Here is a 19,379-nt window from a genome sequence, read left to right as displayed (position 1 = left end):
CTGTCGAAGGCGTGTGCGTGATCGGAATCGTTGTGAGTCGCGCCGACGAGGCGTCCACACACATCTGGGCGCAGCTGCGTGAGATCGAGGACTTCGAGCGCATCGGCCCGGACGCGTACCGCGCCGACGGGATCGAAGTTCGGGTGTTCGAGGAGCTCCACACCACCATCGACGACGCCGCCGACGCCTTCGAGGCGGCGGTCGACATGGTCGTGGTGGTGTCCCGGCACAGCGGCGATACCGGCCCGTTGTTGTCCGCACACTACACGGGGAACTTCGGAGCGGCGGAGTACGGCGGCGCGGACCGGTCGGTCGCCCCGGCGTGCCCGAACGCCCACCACGCCGTCGTTGACTCGCTGCGGTCGTACGCGCCCCCGGAGTACGACGTGGCCATGGAATGCACCCACCACGGCCCGACGAGCGTCGGCGCACCGTCGATGTTCGTGGAGCTGGGGAGTTCGCCCGCCGAGTGGCAGGACGACGCGGGGGCGCGTGCGGTCGCACGCGCAGTGCGTGACCTGCGGGGCGTCCCCCCGCATGGCGACCGCGCGGTGGTGGTGTTCGGCGGCGGCCATTACACCCCGCGGGCGACACGGATCCTGGCGGACACCGACTGGCCGGTGGGCCACGTGGCCGCCGATTGGAGCCTCACCGAGCTCGGCCGCCCGGACGCCCACCGCGGGGTCGTCGACGCGATGTTCACTGCCAGCGGTGCGGCGCACGCGCTGGTGGAGGGGGACCGCCCGGAGCTCACGGAGACGATCAGGGACCTCGGGTATACGGTCGTCTCGGAGACGTGGGTGCGGGAGACCGACGGCGTCCCGCTGTCGCGTGTGGCTGCCCTGGAAGAGTCGCTGACGACCGTCGACGACGGGCTGCGCTTCGGCGAGCCGGCGGCCACGCACACCGGCGGCTATCTCGTCGTGGAGCTGCCGGACGCCGTGCTCGACGCCGCCCACGCCGTCGACACCGCGGCGACGGTTGCGGCCGGCCGCAGTCACGCACTCGCCGTCACAACGGTGAACGCAGGGCGCCGCCTGGCCGGATCAGCGGCGTTCCCCGATGCAGACGCCTACGAGGCGTTTGTCGACGACGTGGCGGCGGTGCTCGACGCCGAGTACGCGTCGGTGTCGCGGGCGGACGGCGAGCTGACCGCCACCCGGGAGGTGTTCGATCCGGAGGCCGCGGCGGCCCTCGGTGTGCCCGAAGGCCCGGCGTTCGGGCGGCTCGCAGGCGGGGAGGCGATCGAGCACGACGGGCGGACCATCGCGCCGGCAGCGGTCACCACGACCGAAACCGTGCGCGCCGACGTTGCCCTCCACGAGCGGCCGCGAGAGCGCGTGCGACGCCCGTCCGACGATGAGGGGAAAGGTAATTAAGCCTCACACGCTACCCGTTAGCCAACAATGGACTCGATTGTACAGGACGCCATCGACGAGGCCGAGGAGTCCGAGGACTCGGCTTCGGAGCCGGCCGACGTCGCTGGCGGTGGGGGCGATACGGTCCCGACCGGCACGATGACTGACAACGAACTGGAGGACGTCCTCCAGGAACTGCAGACGAATATTACCGTGGTTGGGTGTGGCGGTGCCGGGTCGAACACGGTCGACCGGATGGCTACGGAGGGGATCCATGGCGCGGACTTGGTTGCGGCGAACACTGACGTCCAGCATCTCGTCGACATCGAGGCCGACACCAAGATCCTGATGGGGCAACAGAAGACCAAAGGCCGGGGTGCTGGGTCGCTGCCACAGGTCGGTGAGGAGGCCGCAATCGAGTCCCAAGGCGAGATCCGCGATTCGATCGCGGGGTCGGATATGGTGTTCGTGACCGCCGGCCTCGGCGGCGGTACGGGAACCGGGTCGGCGCCGGTCGTGGCGAAGGCCGCCCGCGAGCAGGGTGCACTCACGATCGCGATCGTCACCACGCCGTTCACCGCGGAAGGCGAGGTGCGGCGGACGAACGCGGAAGCCGGCTTGGAGCGGCTCCGCGACGTCGCGGACACCGTGATCGTGGTGCCCAACGACCGGCTGCTCGACTCGGTCGGGAAGCTGCCGGTGCGCGAGGCGTTCAAGGTGTCCGACGAGGTGCTGATGCGGTCGGTGAAAGGCATCACGGAGCTCATCACGAAGCCGGGGCTGGTGAACCTGGATTTCGCGGACGTGCGCACCGTCATGGAGAAAGGCGGGGTGGCGATGATCGGGCTTGGCGAGGCCGATTCGGACGCGAAGGCCGCTGATTCGGTGCAGTCGGCGCTGCGGTCGCCGTTGCTCGACGTGGACATCTCCTCGGCGAACTCCGCGCTGGTGAACGTCACGGGCGGCCCGGGCATGAGCATCGAGGAGGCTGAGGGGGTCGTCGAGCAGCTCTACGACCGGATCGACCCGGACGCCCGCATCATCTGGGGAACGAGCATCGACGAGCAGATCCAGGAGGAGATGCGGACGATGGTGGTCGTGACCGGCGTCGATTCACCCCAGATTTACGGCCGAAACGAGGCCGCCGAAGGCGACGGCCCGGCACAGGAGTCGACGCCCGAACCGGAGCCGGAACCCCAAGCGGGCTCGGAGATCGAGGACATCGATTACGTGGAGTGACGCGGGGTCTGTGCCGGCCGCAGCATCAATAGATAAAAAAGTTAGCGTCGTCTGACCCCCTGTATGGACGTTCCCCTAGAGCTTTCGGCATACACCCGGGTGCTCCGGCTGGCGAGCACGCCGTCCTGGGAGGAGTTCTCCCAGATCGCGAAGATCGCCGGCGCAGGCATCCTGCTGATCGGCGCCATCGGGTTCGTTGTGTTCCTCATCATGGGCGGGATCGTATCGGTGATCTGAGATGAGCGTGTTCGCAGTGAAGACCACCGCCAGCCAGGAGCAGACCGTCGCGAGCATGATCGCGAACCGTGAGGAGGACACGATCCACGCCGTGCTCGCGCCCGACGCGCTGACGAGTTACGTGATGGTGGAGGCCGAGGACACGGCCGCCATCGAGCGCACGATGGACGAGATCCCACACGCCCGGAGTCTCGTCCCGGGTGAGTCGGGGATCTCGGAGGTCGAGCATTTCCTCTCGCCGAAACCGGACGTCGAGGGCATCGCCGAGAACGACATCGTCGAGCTCATCGCCGGCCCGTTCAAAGGCGAGAAGGCCCAGGTGCAGCGCATCGACGAGGGCAAAGACCAGGTGACCGTGGAGTTGTACGAGGCGACAGTGCCGATCCCCGTAACCGTCCGGGGCGACCAGATCCGCGTCTTGGACAGCGAAGAGCGGTAGGCCCGGCGGTCACTTCGTGGTGACCGGGTCCGGCTCGGTGGTGTCCAATGCGTTCGCGCGCTCGTCGCTGAGCAGGTCTTTGAGCACCGCCGGATCGAGCGCGTCGTTGACGGCGTCGAGTACCTCCTCGCGTTCGCGCACGGCGGCGGCGTCGCCGTCGTAGTAGCGCACGTACTCGGCGCGCGTGTGTTCTTCGAGCCCGTGCTTGATCGCGAAATACCCCTCCGGGATGGTTTCGTCGCAGACCTCACACGTGTGGGCGTCGTGGTCGGTGACCTGGTGGGCGAGTAGTCCCTCGACGGTCCCGAACGTCGACCCGCAGCCAGCGATCGCGCACTTCCACCCAGACATGCACGGTACTAGCCTGAGTGCTCGCATAAACGTTGTGACAACGGGCTGAAAACGAGCACGCAACGCCACCACGTGGTGGATGCCGGCGTTGTGTGGGTGTTGGTTACTGGTCGCCGGACTGCCGGTAGACGAGGTTGCGCTGGATCTCGTTTGCGCCCTCGTAAATGACAGGGATGCGAACGTCACGGTAGACGCGGGCGATGCGGCGGTCGGTGAAATTCGACCGGCCGCCGTGGAACTGCATCCCCTGTTCGGCGTTGGCGGTTGCGACCTCGGTGGCTTTGGTTTTCGCCATCGCCGCCCACAGCCCCGGTTCGTCGTGGGCGGCCACCTTCTCTGCGGCCCGGTAGGCGAGCGCGCGCGCGGACTCGAACTCGATGCGCATGTCCGCGAGGCTGTGCTGGACGGACTGGAAATCCGAGACGGTGCGCCCGAAGCCCGCGCGGTCGTGAACGAAGTCCCAGGCCTCCTCGAAGGCGGCGGCCGCAAGTCCCAGCCCGTGGCCGGCGACGACAACCCGGCCGTGGTTGAAGAAGTCGGTCAACATCATGAACCCGCCGCCCTCGGTGCCGATGAGGTTGGCCTCCGGAACGCGGCAGTCGTCAAGCACGATGTGCGCCTGCTTGGAGGCGCGCATGCCCATCTTCTCGGGGATGTGTTCGGCCTCGTAGCCGTCGGTGTCGGTCGGCACGGCGAACAGCGAGTAGTTCATGTACCGGTCGTCGGTGTCGCCGGTTTTGGCGTACACCGTCACCCAGTCGGCCTCGACGCCGTTGCCGATCCAGTACTTCTCGCCGTTGAGCACGTACTCGTCGCCGTCCCGCTCGGCGGTCGTCTGCATGCCGGCGAGGTTCGAGCCGACCTCCGGCTCGGAGACCGCCAGCCCGGTGAGCTGGTCGTTGTTCGCGACGGGCGTGAGCAGCCGGTCTTTCTGCGCGGGGGTGCCGTACTCCTCGACGAGCTCCGCCCCGAAGCTCGCGAGCTGGAGGGTCAACGCGATGCCGGCGTCCGCGCGGAAGAACTCCTCGGCGATGGCCAGCATCTGCGTGAGATCCAACCCCCGGCCGCCGTAGTCCTCGCCGATGTCCTGGGCGACCAGCCCGGCGTCCATGGCGGCCTCTAGGACCTCCCAGGGGTACTCGCCGGACGCGTAGTACTCCTCGGCGTGGGGCGCGATGTGCTCGGCGGCGAACGCACGCGCGTCCTGTTTCACGGCACGGGCGTGCTCCGGGACGACATCATCGGACAGCAACTCGACGTCCATACGCCGCGGTTGGACTGCAGCCGGATAAGTTCGATAAAACCCCTGACATCGGGCAACGCGTTCACCGCGACCGAAAGCGGCTAACACCGCGCACGCAAACGAGTGTGCGTGCCGACGACTCGGGTTGACTTGCACGTGAAAGTGTTGAACGACACGGTGATTCGGCGCGCGAAAGCCGCGGACATCGACGTGCTCGTGTACGCACCGCATTTCACCCGCCTGCCAACCATTCGTGAGCGCGCGGCCGCGTACAGCGACGACGACATCCTGGTGGTGCCTGCCCGCGAGGTGTTCACCGGGTCGTACCGGGACCGCAAACACGTGCTCGCGATCGGCCTCGAGGAGTGCGTGCCGGATTACATCACACTCGATGGGGCGTTGACCGAGCTGGCGCGCCAGGACGCGGCGGTGCTCGCGCCACACCCCGGGTTTCTGACCGTGAGTCTGACGCCGGCGGACATCGAAGCCTACCGCGACCGGATCGACGCCGTGGAGACGTACAACCCGAAACACGCCCCGCACAACAACCGCCGTGCGCGCCGGCTGGCCGACACACACGGGATGCCGGCGTTCGGGTCGTCGTACGCCCACCTGGCGGGCACCGTCGGGGAAGTGTGGACGACCATCGACACGACGATCACGTCCGGCTCGGAGCTGACGGCTGCGCTCCGTGATGGGGTGTCGCGCACCGTCGACCACGACACGGGACTGAGTCATTACCGCCAGCGGATCGCGGAGAAGCTCCACCTCGGGTACGAGAACACCTGGGAGAAACTCGACCGAGTGGTGCTGTCGGGCATGGAGCGAACCCACCCCCGGCAGGTGGCCTACGACGGCCGCTTCGACGACGTGGCGGTGTACTGAACTAGAACAGCCCGGGGATCGCGTTCAGCGGCACGGTCGTGGGGACCACGCGGATCAGGACCGCGATCACGCCGACTTCCAGGACCGTGATGAGCACGGTGGCCGTGCTCGCCCACTTCGAGGACGTGGTGACGCCGACCGGGAGTCCGTACTCCGCGCTCGACAGCGGGTAGAACAGCGCGATGCCGCGCTTGCTCCCGACGACGTCCAGGACGTAGTGGCTGGCGACCCCGACCCAGACCCACGTGAGGTTCCCGGTAAAAAACGGGAACGCGTACAGCACGGCGAGCACGGGCAGGTTGTGGAGCGTTTTGCGGTGTTTCCCGAAGTCGGTGTCGACGTCCGGGAACAGCGTCCCGAGCACGACCGGAATGAGCGTCGCGGCGATCGTTTCGAGCGTGCGAACGCTGCCGTCCGGGTGGATCACGAACCCGAGGCCGACGGCGAGCAGGATCCCGTTCAGCACGTGGTCGCCCTTGTTCACACCGCGGCCGACGCACGGGGGTCACGTCACCTTTTCGAGTTCCGCTGCGAGCACGGTCAGTGCGGCGCGCGCGATCCGCGTTTTGATCGCGCGGCGGTCGCCGTCGAACTCGCGGCGCACGACCGTCGTCGCCGAGGTCGCAGTCCCCCAGTCGCCGGCGTACCCGACCCCGATGTAGGCGGTGCCGACGGGCTTCTCGGGGGTGCCGCCGTCGGGGCCCGCGATCCCGGTCGTGGCGACCCCCCAGGTCGTGCCGGCTTGGTCGCGGACGCCGCGGGCCATCTGGCGGGCGACCGGTTCGCTGACGGCCCCGTGTTCGTCGAGGTGCTCGCGGGACACGCCGTGGTCGAGTTTCGCGTCGTAGGAGTACGTGACGTAGCTGCGGTCGAAGTACGCGCTGGCCCCGGGTACGTCCGTCAACAGCGACCCGATGAGGCCGCCCGTACACGACTCCGCGGTCGCGACAGTGTGGCCGGCGTCCCGGAGTGCGTCGCCGAGTGATTGCTCGGTCGGCGGATCGGGGTCGGAGTCGTCCATGACAGCCTGTTCCCAGGGTACGAGCAAGAAGCTACCGCTGCCGGCCTACACGGTGTCACGGTCGGTGTACGTGTGGCGCTCCGTGATCGCGCCGTCCCGGATGACGTGGAAGTCGGCAAACCCGAACTCGACGGGGTCGCCGGCCTGCTCGCCGGTGAACGTGCCACGAACGGCCACGGTATCGCCGTCGACGGTGAGCGTGTGGACGGTGTGCGTGCCGGTGAGCGCGCGCTCGGTCCGGTAGAACTGTCCCAGGTCGTCGGTACCGACGATGGTGGGGGTGCCGGGGCGCTCGTAGACGATATCGTCGCTGAACAGCGCCAGGACAGCGCTGATGTCGCCTTCGTCGACGGCGTCGTAGTACGCGGTCACGAGGTCGGAGCGGTCCATGCGCCACCAATGCACAGGGACCACTGTAACAGTACGTGTCGGGCGGCCGCGACCAATGGATTGACCCCCGTGGGGCGTCGACTACCGGCATGGACGAAATCGAGGTCGAGGCGGTGGACTCGCTCGACCCGGGTATCACGGTCGACACCGCCGAATACGTGCTGTACGGTGGGAAAGGTGGCGTCGGGAAGACGACCATGGCGGCGGCGACGGCGGTGGCGTCGGCCAGCGACGGCACGAACACGCTCGTGGTCTCGACGGACCCCGCACACTCGCTGTCGGACACCTTGGAGGCCGAGATCCCGAGCCGGCCACACCGCATCCGCGAGAACGTGCCGCTGTGGGCGGTGGAGATCGACCCGGACGACGCCCTCGACCGGACCGGCATGTTCGGCCAGGACGGCGCGCTCTCGGGGACCCTGGAGACGATGCTCGGCGGTGACGCCGGCGCGCCGGGCGGCGGTGACGGGAGCGCGGCGATGATGCCCGGTGCCGACGAGGCCGCGGCGATGCAGTTGCTGCTGGAGTACCTCGACGACGACCGCTTCGATCGGGTGGTCGTCGACACCGCGCCGACCGGGCACACGCTCCGGCTGCTCGAGCTCCCGGAGGTGATGGACTCGATGGTCGGCCAACTGATGCAGGTCCGCGAACGACTGGGCGGCATGATGGACGGGCTCACGGGCATGTTCGGCGGTGACGACGACGCGTCCGCCGAGCAGACGATGGGCGACCTCGACGCGGTCAAGGAGCGCGTCGAACAGCTGCGGGCAGTGTTGACGGACCCACAGCGCACCGACTTCCGGGTGGTGCTCGTGCCCGAGGAGCTCTCGGTGGCGGAGTCGAACCGCCTCATCACGCGCCTCGACGAGTACGGCGTGCCCGTGAACACGGTGGTTGTGAACCGCGTGATGGAGCCGCTTGCCGACGTCGCCGACGTGCCCGCGGACGCGTTCGTCGCCCCGAACCACGAGGACTGTGCGTTCTGCGCGCGCCGCTGGGACGTCCAACAACAGGCGCTGGCCGACGCCCAGGACATCTTCCGGGGGCACACGGTGAAACGCGTGCCGCTGCTCGCGGAGGAGGTGTGCGGAGAGCGTCCGCTGCGCGTCGTCGCTGCCTGTCTGGCGTGATCGGACGACGACGGGCTACGTGAGAACGCGCAACAGAACCCGGTAGCCGGCGTCGAGCAGGCGGTCCGGGAGGAACCGCGCCAGCACGCCGACGCGACCGGCCTGCGCGACCGGATACCGGGCCGCCGGGTTCGGGCTGACGGCCGCCGTGGCGATCACGTCGGCGACGCGCTCGGGAGACACGGCCCCGACGCCGTTGACCGCGCTGGCGTCCTCGAACCACGAGTAGATGCGCTCGTAGCCACCGCTGCGGTCGAGGGCGTCGAGTTCGGCGTCGGCGCGGTCCTGAAACCCGGTGTCGACCGGGCCGGGCTCGACCACGGCGACGTCGATGCCGTGCTCGGCGACCTCGCCCCGGAGCGCGTCGCTCAGCCCCTCCAGGGCGAACTTCGAGCCGTTGTACGCGCCCATGCCCGGCGTGGCCACGCGCCCGGAGACGCTGGAGATGTTCACGATGGTACCCTCCCCGCGCTCCCGCATGTGGGGAAGCGCGGCCCGGACCAGCCGGTGGGGCCCGTAGACGTTCACGTCGAACTGCCGGTGGAGCTTCCGGGGCGGAACGTCCTCCAGCGGGCCGAGCTGTGCGAACCCGGCGTTGTTCACCAGGCAGTCCAGCCGGCCGTGGTCGTCGACGGCGTCGTCGACGACGGCGCGGCACTGCGCGGGCTTGGTCACGTCCAGCTCGGCGGTTTCACAGCCGGTCTCTTCGGCGAGCGCCACGAGGTCGGCCGTGTCTCGCGCCGTCGCGACGACCCTCCACTCCTCGTCGGTCAGCGACCGTACCGTCGCCGCGCCGACGCCCGACGAACACCCGGTCACGAGTGCGACCTTCTCCATGCGGTGACCCTCGGGGGCCGGGTAATTAACGCTTGAGTAGTCGGCCGGCCACCCGCAGTCACGTCAGGTCAGCAGCGTACTGATCTGCCAGTCGGGTCGGGGCGGGGAGCTTGTATTGGGTGCAGGTAGCTTCGACGAGGTCGGCCGCAGTCCCAGCGCTCACACGGTGGCCGGGGCTAACGTAGAGCGGGTTGATGTGGCGCGTCTCCGGGGTCGGGTACTGGCGGGACGCCATGGCGTCGGTGTCCAACTCGGGGGCCGGACGAAACTCGGGACGAACGACGCGCATGCGGTCAGCGCCGCCGCCCAGGGCCGCCGGGGCCACCCATTCCGCCGCCGGGACCGCCCCCGAACTGCAGTTCGTTGGGGGCGCGTGCGCCCTCACGTTTGAGCTTCGCGCCGTACAGCAGGCCGATGCCGAGTCCGGCCAGGTGCGCGAGCTGCGCCACACCGCCCGCGCCGATGCCACCGGTGCCCGAGACGAAAATGGAGTACGCCGCGAACAGGCCGGTGGCGAGCCACAGCGGCATCGGGATCACGAAGTAGAGGTAGATACGAAGCCCCGGGTTCAACAGGGTGAGCACGCCCATCAGCGCCGCGATCGCCCCGCTCGCGCCGAGCGTCGCGGAGAACGCGTCGCTGATCAGGAGCCGGCCGTTCTGGGAGGCGATGACTGCCGGCCCCGGGTTCGCCAGGAGGCTCGCGCCGACTTGCGCCAGTCCGGCCAGGATGCCGGCACCGAGGAACAACGCGACGAACTTCTTCGACCCGATGCGGTCCTCGACGATGGGGCCGAAGAAGTACAACACGATGCTGTTCAACACGATGTGGGAGAACCCACCGTGGGCGAACACGGACGTCACCCACGTCCAGACGTACTCCGGGTGGGCGGTGTTCAGCGTGAAGAGGTTGTACCACGTCGGGGAACGGTCGGTGATCCCGGCCAGGGGCGCGATGCCGTACTGGATGACGAACGTCACCCACATCACCCCGAGGAACAGGAACGCGGCGTTCCCCCGGAAGTACGCCACCAGCCCGCCGGGCCCGGTGTTGATCGGAATCGCGTCGGCGATACCCCCGCCGCCACCACGGGACTGCTGGGTGGCCTGCCCGTCGACGGTGTCGTCGAAGCCGCTGTCGAAGACGCCGTTGGGGTCGCCCCAGTTCTCGAGGCCGGGGCAGTCGTGGTTCTCCGGCAGGCGGTGGTCAGAGCAGTAAGTGCCGCCACAGAGCCGACACTGGTATGGCATCGGTTCCTGTGTGCCACACCGATCACACGTCGCCATCGACACACCGTAGGCGTGGGCTGTGGTTATGGCTTTGGGTCGGCGCGTTGATAGGAGCCGCGTTGCTTTTGCGGGTCGCAGGGCAACCCACCGTATGCGCGAATCAGAGCGGAAACAACTGCTGGCGCGGATCGACAAGGAGACAGCGACGGTGGGCACCTCGATCCCCGACGAGGTCGAGGTACAGGGAGAGACGATCGAGTTGGCGTCGTTCGTCTTCGACGTGAAACGCCACGACACCATCCCCGACGACCTGGAGACGGAGGTCGAGCACGCGAAACAGTCGCTGCGCCGCGAGCGCAAGCAGCGCCGCGAGCGGATCGAAGACGGCGACATCAGCTACGAGACCGGCGACCGGGAGGCCGACGTGATCATCGGGATCGACAGGGCGTTGCACGCCCTGGAGTCACTGGGGGAGACGAACATCGAGGCCGAGGAGCGCGCCCGGGAGACCGCCGACAAGAAGCGCTGGGTGTCGTTCGTTCAGTCAGCGCTCGGCAACTCCTGAACGGTGTGGCGTTCTCGGGCCGCCCCCACGGGGGGCTGTCAGTCGCTGTTTTGCTCCCACCACTCGCAGGCCTCCATGTCGTCCATGCGCTCGTCGTAGAGGCCACAGTACGGCTGCATGCCGTCCTCCGTGTCGACGTAGTCGAAGTGCGTGCAGTTGCCACAGTATTCGTCCGGCCCCGGGCCGTCACGGGAGTCCGAGCCGTCGAGCGGCGAGGAGATGTCGGTCTCGGTCGCGCCGCCGTCAGAGACCGACGCTCCCCCGGGCGGGGAGGGTTGCGAGCGCTGGGTCGACTGCGCGCTGGGTTTCGGCTCGGAGGCGTTGGCGCGGGTCTCCTGGGCGGGGTCTTCGACGCCGCCGAACACGCCGACCCCGCCGAACCCCTCGGCGTCGAGGGCTTCCCGGGCGGTTTCGACGTCCGTCGTTGGCACCTCGACGGTGCGCGTTTCGCCGTTCTGTTCGACGGTCATGGTCACGGTGCCGCCCGGATCGTTGCGGGTTTTGAACGTCGCGACCGCGGTGAACAGACACCAGAAGGTGGTGATGATGCCGGCCGCGTAGACGACGATGAACGCCAGCGTCTCGGTGCTGGCGGCCCCGGCGTCGTACCACTTGTAGGGGTAGGCGATGCGGAACAGCATCACGCCGAGAACGGTCAGCCCGGAGCCGAGAGCGGCGGCCGCGCGCTGGAGGCGGTTGGCGGGCAACACCGTGAAGATCCCCACGAAGACGGCGGGGATGCCGAGCCCGCCGAGCACGCCCGCGATCTCACGGCTCTCATAGGTTCCGAACCCCCGCGATAACAGGAGTTCGGTCGCGCCCGCGAGGATTCCTCCGGCCACGAGCAGCGCGCCCGCAGCGAACAGTCCCATGCCGAGATACACCCGGCGGGTGCTCGCTTCGCCGCCACGGCTGTCGTACGCTTCCCCGAGGCTCGTCATGCATTCGCCTTGTCGTCGCAAGGTAAAAACACTACGTCAGACGCGGCCGGCTTCGAAAGCTTGAATCCGAGGCCTCCCGAAGCCGCGGACATGAGCGATGACAACGACGAGGACGCACCCGCCGTCGAACTCGGGGAGGGGGCGCGCGTCGCTGGGGCACCGATCGCGCGCGTGGCGTCCCGGCTGACGTGGGCGCTCCAGAAAAGCGAGGTCGTCCGTAAGGAGGGAGACACGGTGGTTCGGACGCCCGACGGTCCCCGGGATCTGGACGCCGTGCTCGAAGACGTATCGACGCCGTATTTCGAGACGCGCCGCGAGTTCGAGCGCGACGTGCGTGCCGCGATGGGTGCCGGCCCGGTGCCGACTGAGTAACGGCACGAGACGGGACGCTGGTTCCCACCCCACGGGAACCACAGGATAACCATTTTGTCGGGGGACATAGACGATTAGGCATGAACATAACACAGGCATACAAGCGCTCGCTGTGGTGGTCGATGGACGTGGTGGGGGCGACCGGCAGCGTCGAGCGGAAGATGCTGACCGCCGTTGGGCTGCAGTTCCTCGCAGCCGGCGGGATGGCGTTCCTGACCGTGTTCACCGCCGGCACCGTGCAACTGATCGGTGTCGGTGGGATGCTCGCGTTGTCCGTCGTGGCGTTCTACAACACCTACCTCATCGCCGAGGCGGACTTCGTGGAGCCCCTGGTTGCCCTGGAGGACGCCGCCGACGACATCGCGGCCGGGGAGTTCGAGCGCGCGGACATCCCGTCCTCGAAGCGCGACGACGAGATCGCGAGTCTGGTCGCGTCCTTCGATGGGATGCAGTCGAACCTCGAAGTGGCCTCCCGGCAGGCCGACGCACTGGCGCGCCAGGCGTTCGACGACCCCGCACTCGACGAGTCGGTGCCGGGGGCGTTCGGGGAGAGCATCACGGAGATGGCCGACAGCCTCGAAGCGTACACCGCAGAACTGGAGGACAAAACCGCCGAGTTGGAACACCAGCAGGCGGAGCTAGAGCGCCAGTCCGAGCAGCTGCGGGCGCTGGTGGATGCGCTGTCGGAGGCGACCGACGCCGCGCGCGCCGGGGACTTGACCGCGACCGTGGACGCGGCCGCGCTGGACGTCACCGACGACCATCGGGCGGCGGTCGAGGATTTCAACCAGTTGCTGGAAACGCTTGCGGACACCATCAGTGACATCCAGTCGTTCTCGGACGCGGTGCTTGCGGTGTCACGGACGACCGACGAGCGCGTCGACGCGGTGGCGGACAGGAGCGCGGCCGTGAGCGAGAGCGTCACCGAGATCGCGGACGGCGCGAACCAGCAGACCAACCAGTTGAACAACATCGCCGCCGAGATGGACACCGTCTCCGCGACCGTCGAGGAGATCGCGGCCAGCGCCAACGACGTGGCGAAGACCGCGCAGGCGGCGGCGGACCGCGGCGAGGACGGCCGCGGCGAGGTCGAGGAGACCATCGAGGCGTTGCGCGCGCTGCGCGAGCAGAGCCAGGCCGTCGCGGAGACCGTCGAGTCACTGGCTGCGGAGGTCGAACGCATCGACGGCATCACGGCGCTCATCGAGGACATCGCCGAGGAGACGAACATGCTGGCGTTGAACGCCTCCATCGAGGCCGCCCGCACTGGCTCCGACGGCGACGGGTTCGCGGTGGTCGCCGACGAGGTCAAGGACCTCGCCGAGGAGACCCGCGAGCAGGCGGCCGACATCTCCGAGATCGTCGATGCCGTGACCGAGAAGGCCGAAGACGCCTCGATCGCCATCGGGGAGGTCGACGCCGAGGTCGAGCGCAAGATCACGAAAGCGGAGGGCGTGTTGCGGGATTTCGAGGCGATCGTCGACGAGGTGGCGAACGTCAACCACGCAGTCCAGGAGATTTCGGACGCCACCGACCAGGGCGCGCAGTCGGTCACTGATGTCGTGGGGATGGTCGAGGAGGTCGCGTCGGTCAGCGAGGAGACGGCCGCCGAGTCGGATACGGTGGCGGACAACGCCGCCGAGCAGACGGACGCCACCGACGAGGTCGCCGGCCAGATGGACGAACTGGCCGAGCAGACCGCGGCGCTGGCGGGGATGCTGGATGACTTCACGGTGCCTGCGGACGCGGGCACGGCCGACCAGTCGGTGGCTGATGACAGCCCGGCTGCACAGCCTCCGGCGGCGGACGACGAGCCGGCTGCCGCCGTTGTTGACCAGCCACAGCCGGCGAGCGACGCCGAGGACGAAGAGGGGGTTCCGGATTCGGGTGGCGAGTCGGTCGCCGTCAGCGACGGCGGCTGGGCGGACGACAGGTCGTCGTTCACCTGGGCGGACAGCCAGTAGCGGCCCCGCCAGTCAGAAGAGGTGGATGAGTTCGGGTGCGTCGACAGTGGTCGAGAGGTAGGTCAGCCCGAACAGAGTGCCGTTGTAGAGGCCGTGTGTGAGTGCGGGGACAGCGAGGTTGCCGGTTTTCTCGTAGAGCACGCCGAAGACGATGCTCGGCACGAACAGGATGGCGATCGTGGCGGCCGCCGCCGGGAGGCCACCGGAGAGCGCAAGGATGTGTATCGGTGCGAACATCATCGACGCCAGCAGGATCGCCGGCCCGGCGCTGAACCGCTCGCGCAGCGAGCCCTGAATGATGCCGCGGAACAGCAGCTCCTCGCCGGGGCCGACGAGCAGGAACTGGCAGACCACGAGGAGGGGGATGATGCCGGGGTTTTGGGCTGCCGTTTCGCCGACGGAGTTCGGCGCCGTCTCGACGGAGAGCGCGGTGAGCACGATGCTGATGATGAACAGACCCGTGAACGACGCCAAGAACCCGCCGAGGGCGTAGCCGATGTCGCGCAGTGACGGCACCGAGACGTTCAGCAGCGACCAGCCGTCACCCCGCCACCGGAGGTACGCCCACGCGACCAGCGGGAACGACAGCCCTTGGAGTGCGATCAGGGAGACGCCGATCTCGACGATCGGGCCGACGTTCCCCGTGGCTGCCGGGGTGAGCCGCATGTATCCGATCAAGAGTGAGACCGCTAGGATCGATCCGAGGGCGATGGCGACGATAGTGAGGAGGACCGCAATCCCGACCGCCCGAAGCTGTGGACGATACGAAGTGGCCGAGGTCATGCACCAGCGTTGGCGGCGGTGCTCAAAAAACCCCAGTGCTACGGCTCCTCGCGATTGCGGCGGTCCTCGCGCAGCGCCGCGACCTCTCCTTCGAGGTGCTCGACGCGGGCTTCGAGGTCGCTGCCCCCACGATCCGAAACGGCGCGGACGACCCAAACGGTGCCGTAGGCGACTGCTGCGATCAGAATCAGGAGGAAGGCCATGACTGCGAGCTCCATGCCACTCGGGACACCACCGATGAACACTGGGGGGACCATGTGGTCAGCGATGGACAGGGAACTAGATAAAGGTTAGGCGAACTCCGAGAGCGCGCTTTGGACGCCGGCAACCATGTCGGACTTGCGGCGGAGGGCGGCCAGCGAGACCGGGAGGTGGTCGCTGATCTCCGCGACCGCGCCGTGGAAGGTCTCGGCCTCGCCCGGCTGGCCGTCGAAGGCGTTGCGGACGCTCTCCCGGACCTGCCAGACGCCGACGGGTGCCCAGTAGTCGTCGCTGACCTCCCGGAGCACCAGTGCCTTCGCCTGCCGGCCGATGTCCGAGAGGTGTTCAAGGACGCCGAGGCGGGCGGCGTAGTACGCGCCCGCCGTCTCGTCGACGTAGCCGGTCCGGCCCTCGTAGCCCTCGCTGGCGGCCGCCATCCAGAGGTCCCCACCCGGATCCGGGTTCCAGATGCTGCCCGGGGCTTTCATCTCCACGAGTTCGTGCTCCCAGCGACCGGGCGCCAGCACCACCCAGTAGCGGTTCCCCATGTACTCGTTGACGTGGACGGTGACCTCATCGACGCTTGGTGCGTCCCGGATCGTTCCGCGGAGGTACTGGCCGACCGTGTCGTCGACGGCCGTGATCGACCACCGCGTGGGGACGAGGCGGCGGTGGTGGCCCTGCCCGAGCGCGCCCACCGAGAGCACGCGGTTGATCTGGTAGACGTCTAACCCCCGCCGGTAGAGGTACGTCATCGCGCCCTCGGCCGCCCAGTCGTCGTCGGCGAGGGTTTTCTCCACGTACCGCGGCACGTGGGGGTTCTCCCCGAGGGCGGCGGATTCGGCGCTTGCGTTCGGCCCCGACGGCGCGTTCGCCGCCGGGCTCGTGTACTCCTCGCGGTCGAACGTCGGGGCGTCCGACAGCCCGATTTCGACGTCCACCGGCCGGTCGGCCATCGCGACTTCGCGCTGCGTGCCGACGAAGCCGTCCCAAACGTCGTCGACGTTCACGTTCGCCGCCCGACGGGAGTTCAGCAGGCCCGTCCGGTACTGGAGGACGTTGTCGATGCCGAGGCCCTGCTGGTACCACTCGCCGCTCGTCGCGAACTCCGCGGGGTCGGCGTCCCCGGCGACCGGCGAGAGGATGCCCGCCGAGACGTCCGGGTACGCCGACCGCCCGACGAACACCGACGGCGCGGTCGCCCCAACGAGGGTGTCGCCCTGCAGCGCCTCGGTGACGCCCTGTTCGACGTCCGCGACGAAGTCCAGGATCTCGTAGGATTTCTCGGCAGCGAGTTGCTGGCGGCGCTGGTGCTCGCTGTCCGGCTGGAGGTCGTCGATGTACTCGTCGAGGTGCACGCCCGACCGTAGTGTGGCCATTCACTTGACCGCGGCGCTACTGGCGGCCCGTTCCGCCGCAACCAGAACACACCCATCACGGGGGCACGTAGGCGGCGATACGACACGCAATCCGTGTCGTATGTCACACGCTTGGCGGCCCGGATCGAGCGGGCGGCTGTCAGTCCGCCTGCGCTTGCCACTCTCGGATCGTGTCGGCACTGACCCCCGAGACCGCGTCGGCGATCCCCTCCGGGTCGGCGTCGGCGAGCGCGCCGACGTCCTCGACCCCGGCCGATTCGAGTTTTGCAGCGGTTTTCGGACCGACGCCGTCCAGTGCTTCGAGTCCCTGCTGGCGCTGGCGGGCCTGGTACTCCTCGTAGTTACAGATGGGGCAGCCGAGCTCCCAGGGGTCGTCGTCCTCGCCGTCGTGGACGACGAGTTCGGGGAGGTCGTGCTCGTCGCAGTACGTCTCCGTGACCTCGATGTCGCCGCGTCGGGGCAGCGGCAGCGAGTACTCGCAGTCCGGGTAGCGGTCGCAGCCGACGAGCCGGCTGCCCGACTGGAGCTGCTTGATGGCGAGTTCGCCGCCGTGGGGTTCGCCGCAGTCCGGACACGGCCCGATGAGTCGGTCCTCGGACTCGTCGGCCGCCTCGGCCGCGCACAGCGGGCAGCCGTGGACGAACGTGTTCCGGCCGGCGAGCATCTTCACGTCGTGGAGGTCGTGATCCTCACAGACGGCGTCCATGACGAGTGGGTCACCGGTCGACGGCAGCGGGAGGGTGAACTGGCACTCCGGGTAGCCATCGCAGCCCACGAAATGCGATCCGGTGCGGGACTGCCGGAGCAACAGCGTGTCGCCACACTCCGGACAGGGGCCGAGTGATTTGTCGGCCTTCAGTGACGTGCGGAGGTGGTCGCCGATCTCAGCCCGGGAAGCGGTGAGTTCGTCGAACACCCGGTCGAGCATCTCCCGGGACTCCGTGGTCACGTCGTCGAGTGTCGTTTCGCCGTCGGCGATGGCGGTCATGTCCGCCTCCAGTTGGCTGGTCATCTCCTCGCTGACCACGACATCGGCGTAGTCCTCGGCGGCCTCCACGACCGCCTCCGCGAGCGTCGTCGGCCGCGGCGGGTCGTTCTCGATGTAGCCGCGGTCGTAGAGCTTCTCGATGGTGTTGTGCCGCGTGGACTTCGTCCCGATGTCCATCGACTCCATCGTCTCGATGAGCCGGCTCTGCCCGTACCGGCGCGGTGGCTGGGTCTGTTTGGCGTCCAGTCGGGCGTCGGTGATGGCGAGCGTGTCGCCCTCCTCGACGGGCGGCACGTGGTTCTCGGAGCTGTCGTAGTACGGGTAGACCGCGTGGTAACCCGCCTCGACGAGGCGTTTCCCGTTGGCCTTCAGGGACTCGCCGTCGGCGTCCGCGGTGACGCGGAGATGCGCCCACTCGGCGGGCGCGGCGACCGTCGCGAAGAACCGCCGCACGACGAGTTCGTAGACCGCCCATTCGTCCTCGGAGAGCTGATTGCGGTCGGGGAAGTCCGTCGTCGGGTGGATCGGCGGGTGGTCGGTGGTCTCCTCGTCGCCGCTGGTCGGCGAGAGGCGGTCCTGGTCGAGCAGCGAATCGGCGTCGTCCCCGAACACCGTCTGCTGGAAGGCTTCCAGCAGGTCGCGCTCGTCGAGGTCGTCGGGGTAGACGGTGTTGTCGGTGCGGGGGTACGTGATGTAGCCCGCGGTGTAGAGGTCCTCGGCGATGCTCATCGCGCGGCCCGCCGAGTAGCCAAGCGAGCCCGCGGCGCGGATGAACTGCGTGGTATTGAACGGCGCGGGCGGATCGTCGGTGCGAGTCCGGCGGGAGACGGAGTCGACGACCGCCTCGCCGGCCTGCCGGAGGGCGTCGAACGCGGCGTCGGCGTCGCCCTCGTTCCAGACGCGCTCGGCCTCGGTGCCGTCCGCGGGGTCCTCGTAGAAGTACTGCGCCTCGAAAGTCGTCTGGTCTTTCCGGAGGTCCGCGAACAGCTCCCAGTAGTCGTCGGGGTCGAACGCCTCGATCTCGCGTTCCTTGTCCACGATGAGCTTCAGCGTGGGCGACTGCACCCGGCCCACGGAGATGAAGTCCTCGCCCATCTGGCCCGCCGACAGCGACAGGAACCGGGTCAGCGACGCCCCCCACATCAGGTCGACGATCTGGCGGGCTTCGCCGGCGGCCGCGAGGTCGAAGTCGATGTCATCGGGGTCCGCGAACGCCGACCGCACCTCGGTGTCCGTGATCGAGGAGAACCGCACGCGGTTGACCGGTGCCTGCTCGTTCACCTCGCGGACGAGCTCGTAGGCCTCCTTCCCGATGAGCTCGCCCTCGCGGTCGTAGTCGGTCGCGATGACCACGTCGTCGGCCTCCCGAGCGAGCCGCTGGAGCGCGTTCACGATGTCCTCCTGGGTCGGGTCTTTCACCACGTCGGCGTGGATCAGTTCCGCGGGCTCGACGTCCCGCCAGTCGTTGTACTCCGGCGGGAAATCAACCCCGACGACGTGGCCGGACAGCCCGATGCAGCGCCGGCCACCCCACTCGTAGACGTTCACGCCCGCGGTCTGTGTCGTCGACGCCCCTCCCTCGGAGAGGATGTCGGCGATGCGCCGCGCGGCGTTGTTCTTCTCTGTGACGATGAGTTCCACGGTGTGCTACCTCCACCCCTGCGGGTGTCGTTGGGGACTGTACGCTGGGACTCCGGGTAAAGATTTCGTACGCGAGAACCGCAGGCAAGCGTCGGGACAAGGCGCGCTCGGGCGTTCGCGATGCCGGGTGGCCGTGGGTGCGCAGGCGAGTGCTCGCGCGGCCGCTCGCAGCGCCTGCGATCG

Annotated in this window: 21 protein-coding genes and 1 pseudogene; 9 read left to right on the top strand and 13 right to left on the bottom strand. The window is 68.4% G+C overall.

Features of this window, described 5'->3' with window-relative positions:
- Positions 1-17 precede the first annotated feature (17 nt).
- The 4 genes from ACOZ32_RS06675 to ACOZ32_RS06660 all read left to right on the top strand — a co-directional run bounded on the left by ACOZ32_RS06675 (position 18) and on the right by ACOZ32_RS06660 (position 3,273).
- Positions 18-1,379, top strand: coding sequence for a D-aminoacyl-tRNA deacylase (locus ACOZ32_RS06675; protein WP_205251462.1), 1,362 nt, complete (start codon positions 18-20; stop codon positions 1,377-1,379).
- Positions 1,380-1,406: 27 nt separating this feature from the next.
- Positions 1,407-2,597, top strand: coding sequence for a cell division protein FtsZ (gene ftsZ, locus ACOZ32_RS06670; protein ID WP_010902232.1), 1,191 nt, complete (start codon positions 1,407-1,409; stop codon positions 2,595-2,597).
- Positions 2,598-2,660: 63 nt separating this feature from the next.
- Positions 2,661-2,834: a protein translocase SEC61 complex subunit gamma gene (locus tag ACOZ32_RS06665; RefSeq protein WP_205251461.1), complete on the top strand. Its 174-nt coding sequence runs from the start codon at positions 2,661-2,663 to the stop codon at positions 2,832-2,834.
- Position 2,835: 1 nt separating this feature from the next.
- A complete protein-coding gene (locus ACOZ32_RS06660) occupies positions 2,836-3,273 on the top strand; it encodes a transcription elongation factor Spt5 (RefSeq protein ID WP_010902230.1) in 438 nt (145 codons plus the stop codon).
- A 9-nt stretch (positions 3,274-3,282) separates the two neighbouring features.
- Here ACOZ32_RS06660 and ACOZ32_RS06655 read toward each other — a convergent pair whose 3' ends face one another.
- Together ACOZ32_RS06655 and ACOZ32_RS06650 are read right to left on the bottom strand one after the other, a co-directional pair.
- A complete protein-coding gene (locus tag ACOZ32_RS06655; RefSeq protein WP_012289147.1) occupies positions 3,283-3,624 on the bottom strand; it encodes a DUF7565 family protein in 342 nt (113 codons plus the stop codon).
- Positions 3,625-3,727: 103 nt separating this feature from the next.
- A complete protein-coding gene (locus ACOZ32_RS06650; RefSeq protein ID WP_012289146.1) occupies positions 3,728-4,888 on the bottom strand; it encodes an acyl-CoA dehydrogenase family protein in 1,161 nt (386 codons plus the stop codon).
- 108 nt (positions 4,889-4,996) lie between these two features.
- On the opposite strand from ACOZ32_RS06650, the gene ACOZ32_RS06645 reads away from it, so the two are divergent.
- Positions 4,997-5,752: a PHP-associated domain-containing protein gene (locus tag ACOZ32_RS06645; protein ID WP_205251459.1), complete on the top strand. Its 756-nt coding sequence runs from the start codon at positions 4,997-4,999 to the stop codon at positions 5,750-5,752.
- A gap of 1 nt (position 5,753) precedes the next feature.
- On the opposite strand, the gene ACOZ32_RS06640 is transcribed toward ACOZ32_RS06645, so the two are convergent.
- Genes ACOZ32_RS06640 through ACOZ32_RS06630 form a run of 3 tightly spaced genes read right to left on the bottom strand, consistent with a single transcriptional unit; the run spans position 5,754 to position 7,163 of the window.
- Positions 5,754-6,236 carry a metal-dependent hydrolase gene (locus ACOZ32_RS06640; protein WP_424335091.1) on the bottom strand — a complete coding sequence of 161 codons (483 nt, stop codon included), beginning with the start codon at positions 6,234-6,236 and terminating at the stop codon, positions 5,754-5,756.
- Positions 6,237-6,257: 21 nt separating this feature from the next.
- Positions 6,258-6,773, bottom strand: a complete 516-nt coding sequence (locus ACOZ32_RS06635; protein WP_285253145.1) for a CinA family protein — start codon at positions 6,771-6,773, stop codon at positions 6,258-6,260.
- A 45-nt stretch (positions 6,774-6,818) separates the two neighbouring features.
- Positions 6,819-7,163 carry a nuclear transport factor 2 family protein gene (locus ACOZ32_RS06630; protein ID WP_010902225.1) on the bottom strand — a complete coding sequence of 115 codons (345 nt, stop codon included), beginning with the start codon at positions 7,161-7,163 and terminating at the stop codon, positions 6,819-6,821.
- 89 nt (positions 7,164-7,252) lie between these two features.
- Between ACOZ32_RS06630 and ACOZ32_RS06625 the strand changes: the two genes are divergently transcribed.
- Entirely contained in the window at positions 7,253-8,296 is a 1,044-nt protein-coding gene (locus ACOZ32_RS06625; protein ID WP_205251456.1) for an ArsA family ATPase, read from the top strand.
- 15 nt (positions 8,297-8,311) lie between these two features.
- Here the strand turns inward: ACOZ32_RS06625 and ACOZ32_RS06620 are convergent, their stop codons facing one another.
- From ACOZ32_RS06620 to ACOZ32_RS06610, 3 genes and pseudogenes are all read right to left on the bottom strand, one after another.
- Positions 8,312-9,133 (bottom strand): SDR family oxidoreductase, encoded by an 822-nt coding sequence (locus ACOZ32_RS06620; RefSeq protein ID WP_424335090.1) that lies wholly within the window; start codon positions 9,131-9,133, stop codon positions 8,312-8,314.
- A 58-nt stretch (positions 9,134-9,191) separates the two neighbouring features.
- Positions 9,192-9,371, bottom strand: a pseudogene (locus ACOZ32_RS06615) (endonuclease V); the annotation flags it as partial.
- Between the two features lie 55 nt (positions 9,372-9,426).
- Positions 9,427-10,419 (bottom strand): rhomboid family intramembrane serine protease, encoded by a 993-nt coding sequence (locus ACOZ32_RS06610; protein WP_424335089.1) that lies wholly within the window; start codon positions 10,417-10,419, stop codon positions 9,427-9,429.
- A 94-nt stretch (positions 10,420-10,513) separates the two neighbouring features.
- Between ACOZ32_RS06610 and ACOZ32_RS06605 the strand changes: the two genes are divergently transcribed.
- On the top strand, positions 10,514-10,927 hold the full coding sequence (locus tag ACOZ32_RS06605; RefSeq protein ID WP_012289143.1) for a DUF5788 family protein: 414 nt from the start codon (positions 10,514-10,516) through the stop codon (positions 10,925-10,927).
- Between the two features lie 38 nt (positions 10,928-10,965).
- Here the strand turns inward: ACOZ32_RS06605 and ACOZ32_RS06600 are convergent, their stop codons facing one another.
- On the bottom strand, positions 10,966-11,868 hold the full coding sequence (locus ACOZ32_RS06600) for a DUF7139 domain-containing protein (RefSeq protein WP_424335088.1): 903 nt from the start codon (positions 11,866-11,868) through the stop codon (positions 10,966-10,968).
- 90 nt (positions 11,869-11,958) lie between these two features.
- On the opposite strand from ACOZ32_RS06600, the gene ACOZ32_RS06595 reads away from it, so the two are divergent.
- Positions 11,959-12,240 carry a DUF5789 family protein gene (locus ACOZ32_RS06595; protein WP_012289142.1) on the top strand — a complete coding sequence of 94 codons (282 nt, stop codon included), beginning with the start codon at positions 11,959-11,961 and terminating at the stop codon, positions 12,238-12,240.
- 80 nt (positions 12,241-12,320) lie between these two features.
- The gene (mpcT, locus tag ACOZ32_RS06590) at positions 12,321-14,204 is read left to right on the top strand and encodes a chemotaxis signal transducer protein MpcT (protein WP_424335087.1); all 1,884 of its coding nucleotides are present in this window, start codon (positions 12,321-12,323) and stop codon (positions 14,202-14,204) included.
- Between the two features lie 12 nt (positions 14,205-14,216).
- Here the strand turns inward: mpcT and ACOZ32_RS06585 are convergent, their stop codons facing one another.
- The 4 genes from ACOZ32_RS06585 to ACOZ32_RS06570 all read right to left on the bottom strand — a co-directional run bounded on the left by ACOZ32_RS06585 (position 14,217) and on the right by ACOZ32_RS06570 (position 19,196).
- Positions 14,217-14,987 (bottom strand): CPBP family intramembrane glutamic endopeptidase, encoded by a 771-nt coding sequence (locus tag ACOZ32_RS06585; protein ID WP_205251452.1) that lies wholly within the window; start codon positions 14,985-14,987, stop codon positions 14,217-14,219.
- Between the two features lie 38 nt (positions 14,988-15,025).
- A complete protein-coding gene (locus tag ACOZ32_RS06580) occupies positions 15,026-15,244 on the bottom strand; it encodes a hypothetical protein (protein WP_010902215.1) in 219 nt (72 codons plus the stop codon).
- A gap of 33 nt (positions 15,245-15,277) precedes the next feature.
- Entirely contained in the window at positions 15,278-16,546 is a 1,269-nt protein-coding gene (gene nreA / locus ACOZ32_RS06575; RefSeq protein WP_205252756.1) for a DNA repair protein NreA, read from the bottom strand.
- A 160-nt stretch (positions 16,547-16,706) separates the two neighbouring features.
- Positions 16,707-19,196 (bottom strand): DNA topoisomerase I, encoded by a 2,490-nt coding sequence (locus ACOZ32_RS06570; RefSeq protein ID WP_424335086.1) that lies wholly within the window; start codon positions 19,194-19,196, stop codon positions 16,707-16,709.
- Positions 19,197-19,379: the final 183 nt, after the last annotated feature.

Origin of the sequence: Halobacterium sp. MBLA0001 (assembly GCF_049705385.1) — an archaeon.
Taxonomy (GTDB): domain Archaea; phylum Halobacteriota; class Halobacteria; order Halobacteriales; family Halobacteriaceae; genus Halobacterium; species Halobacterium salinarum.
This window is presented reverse-complemented; position numbering and strand designations above follow the sequence as displayed.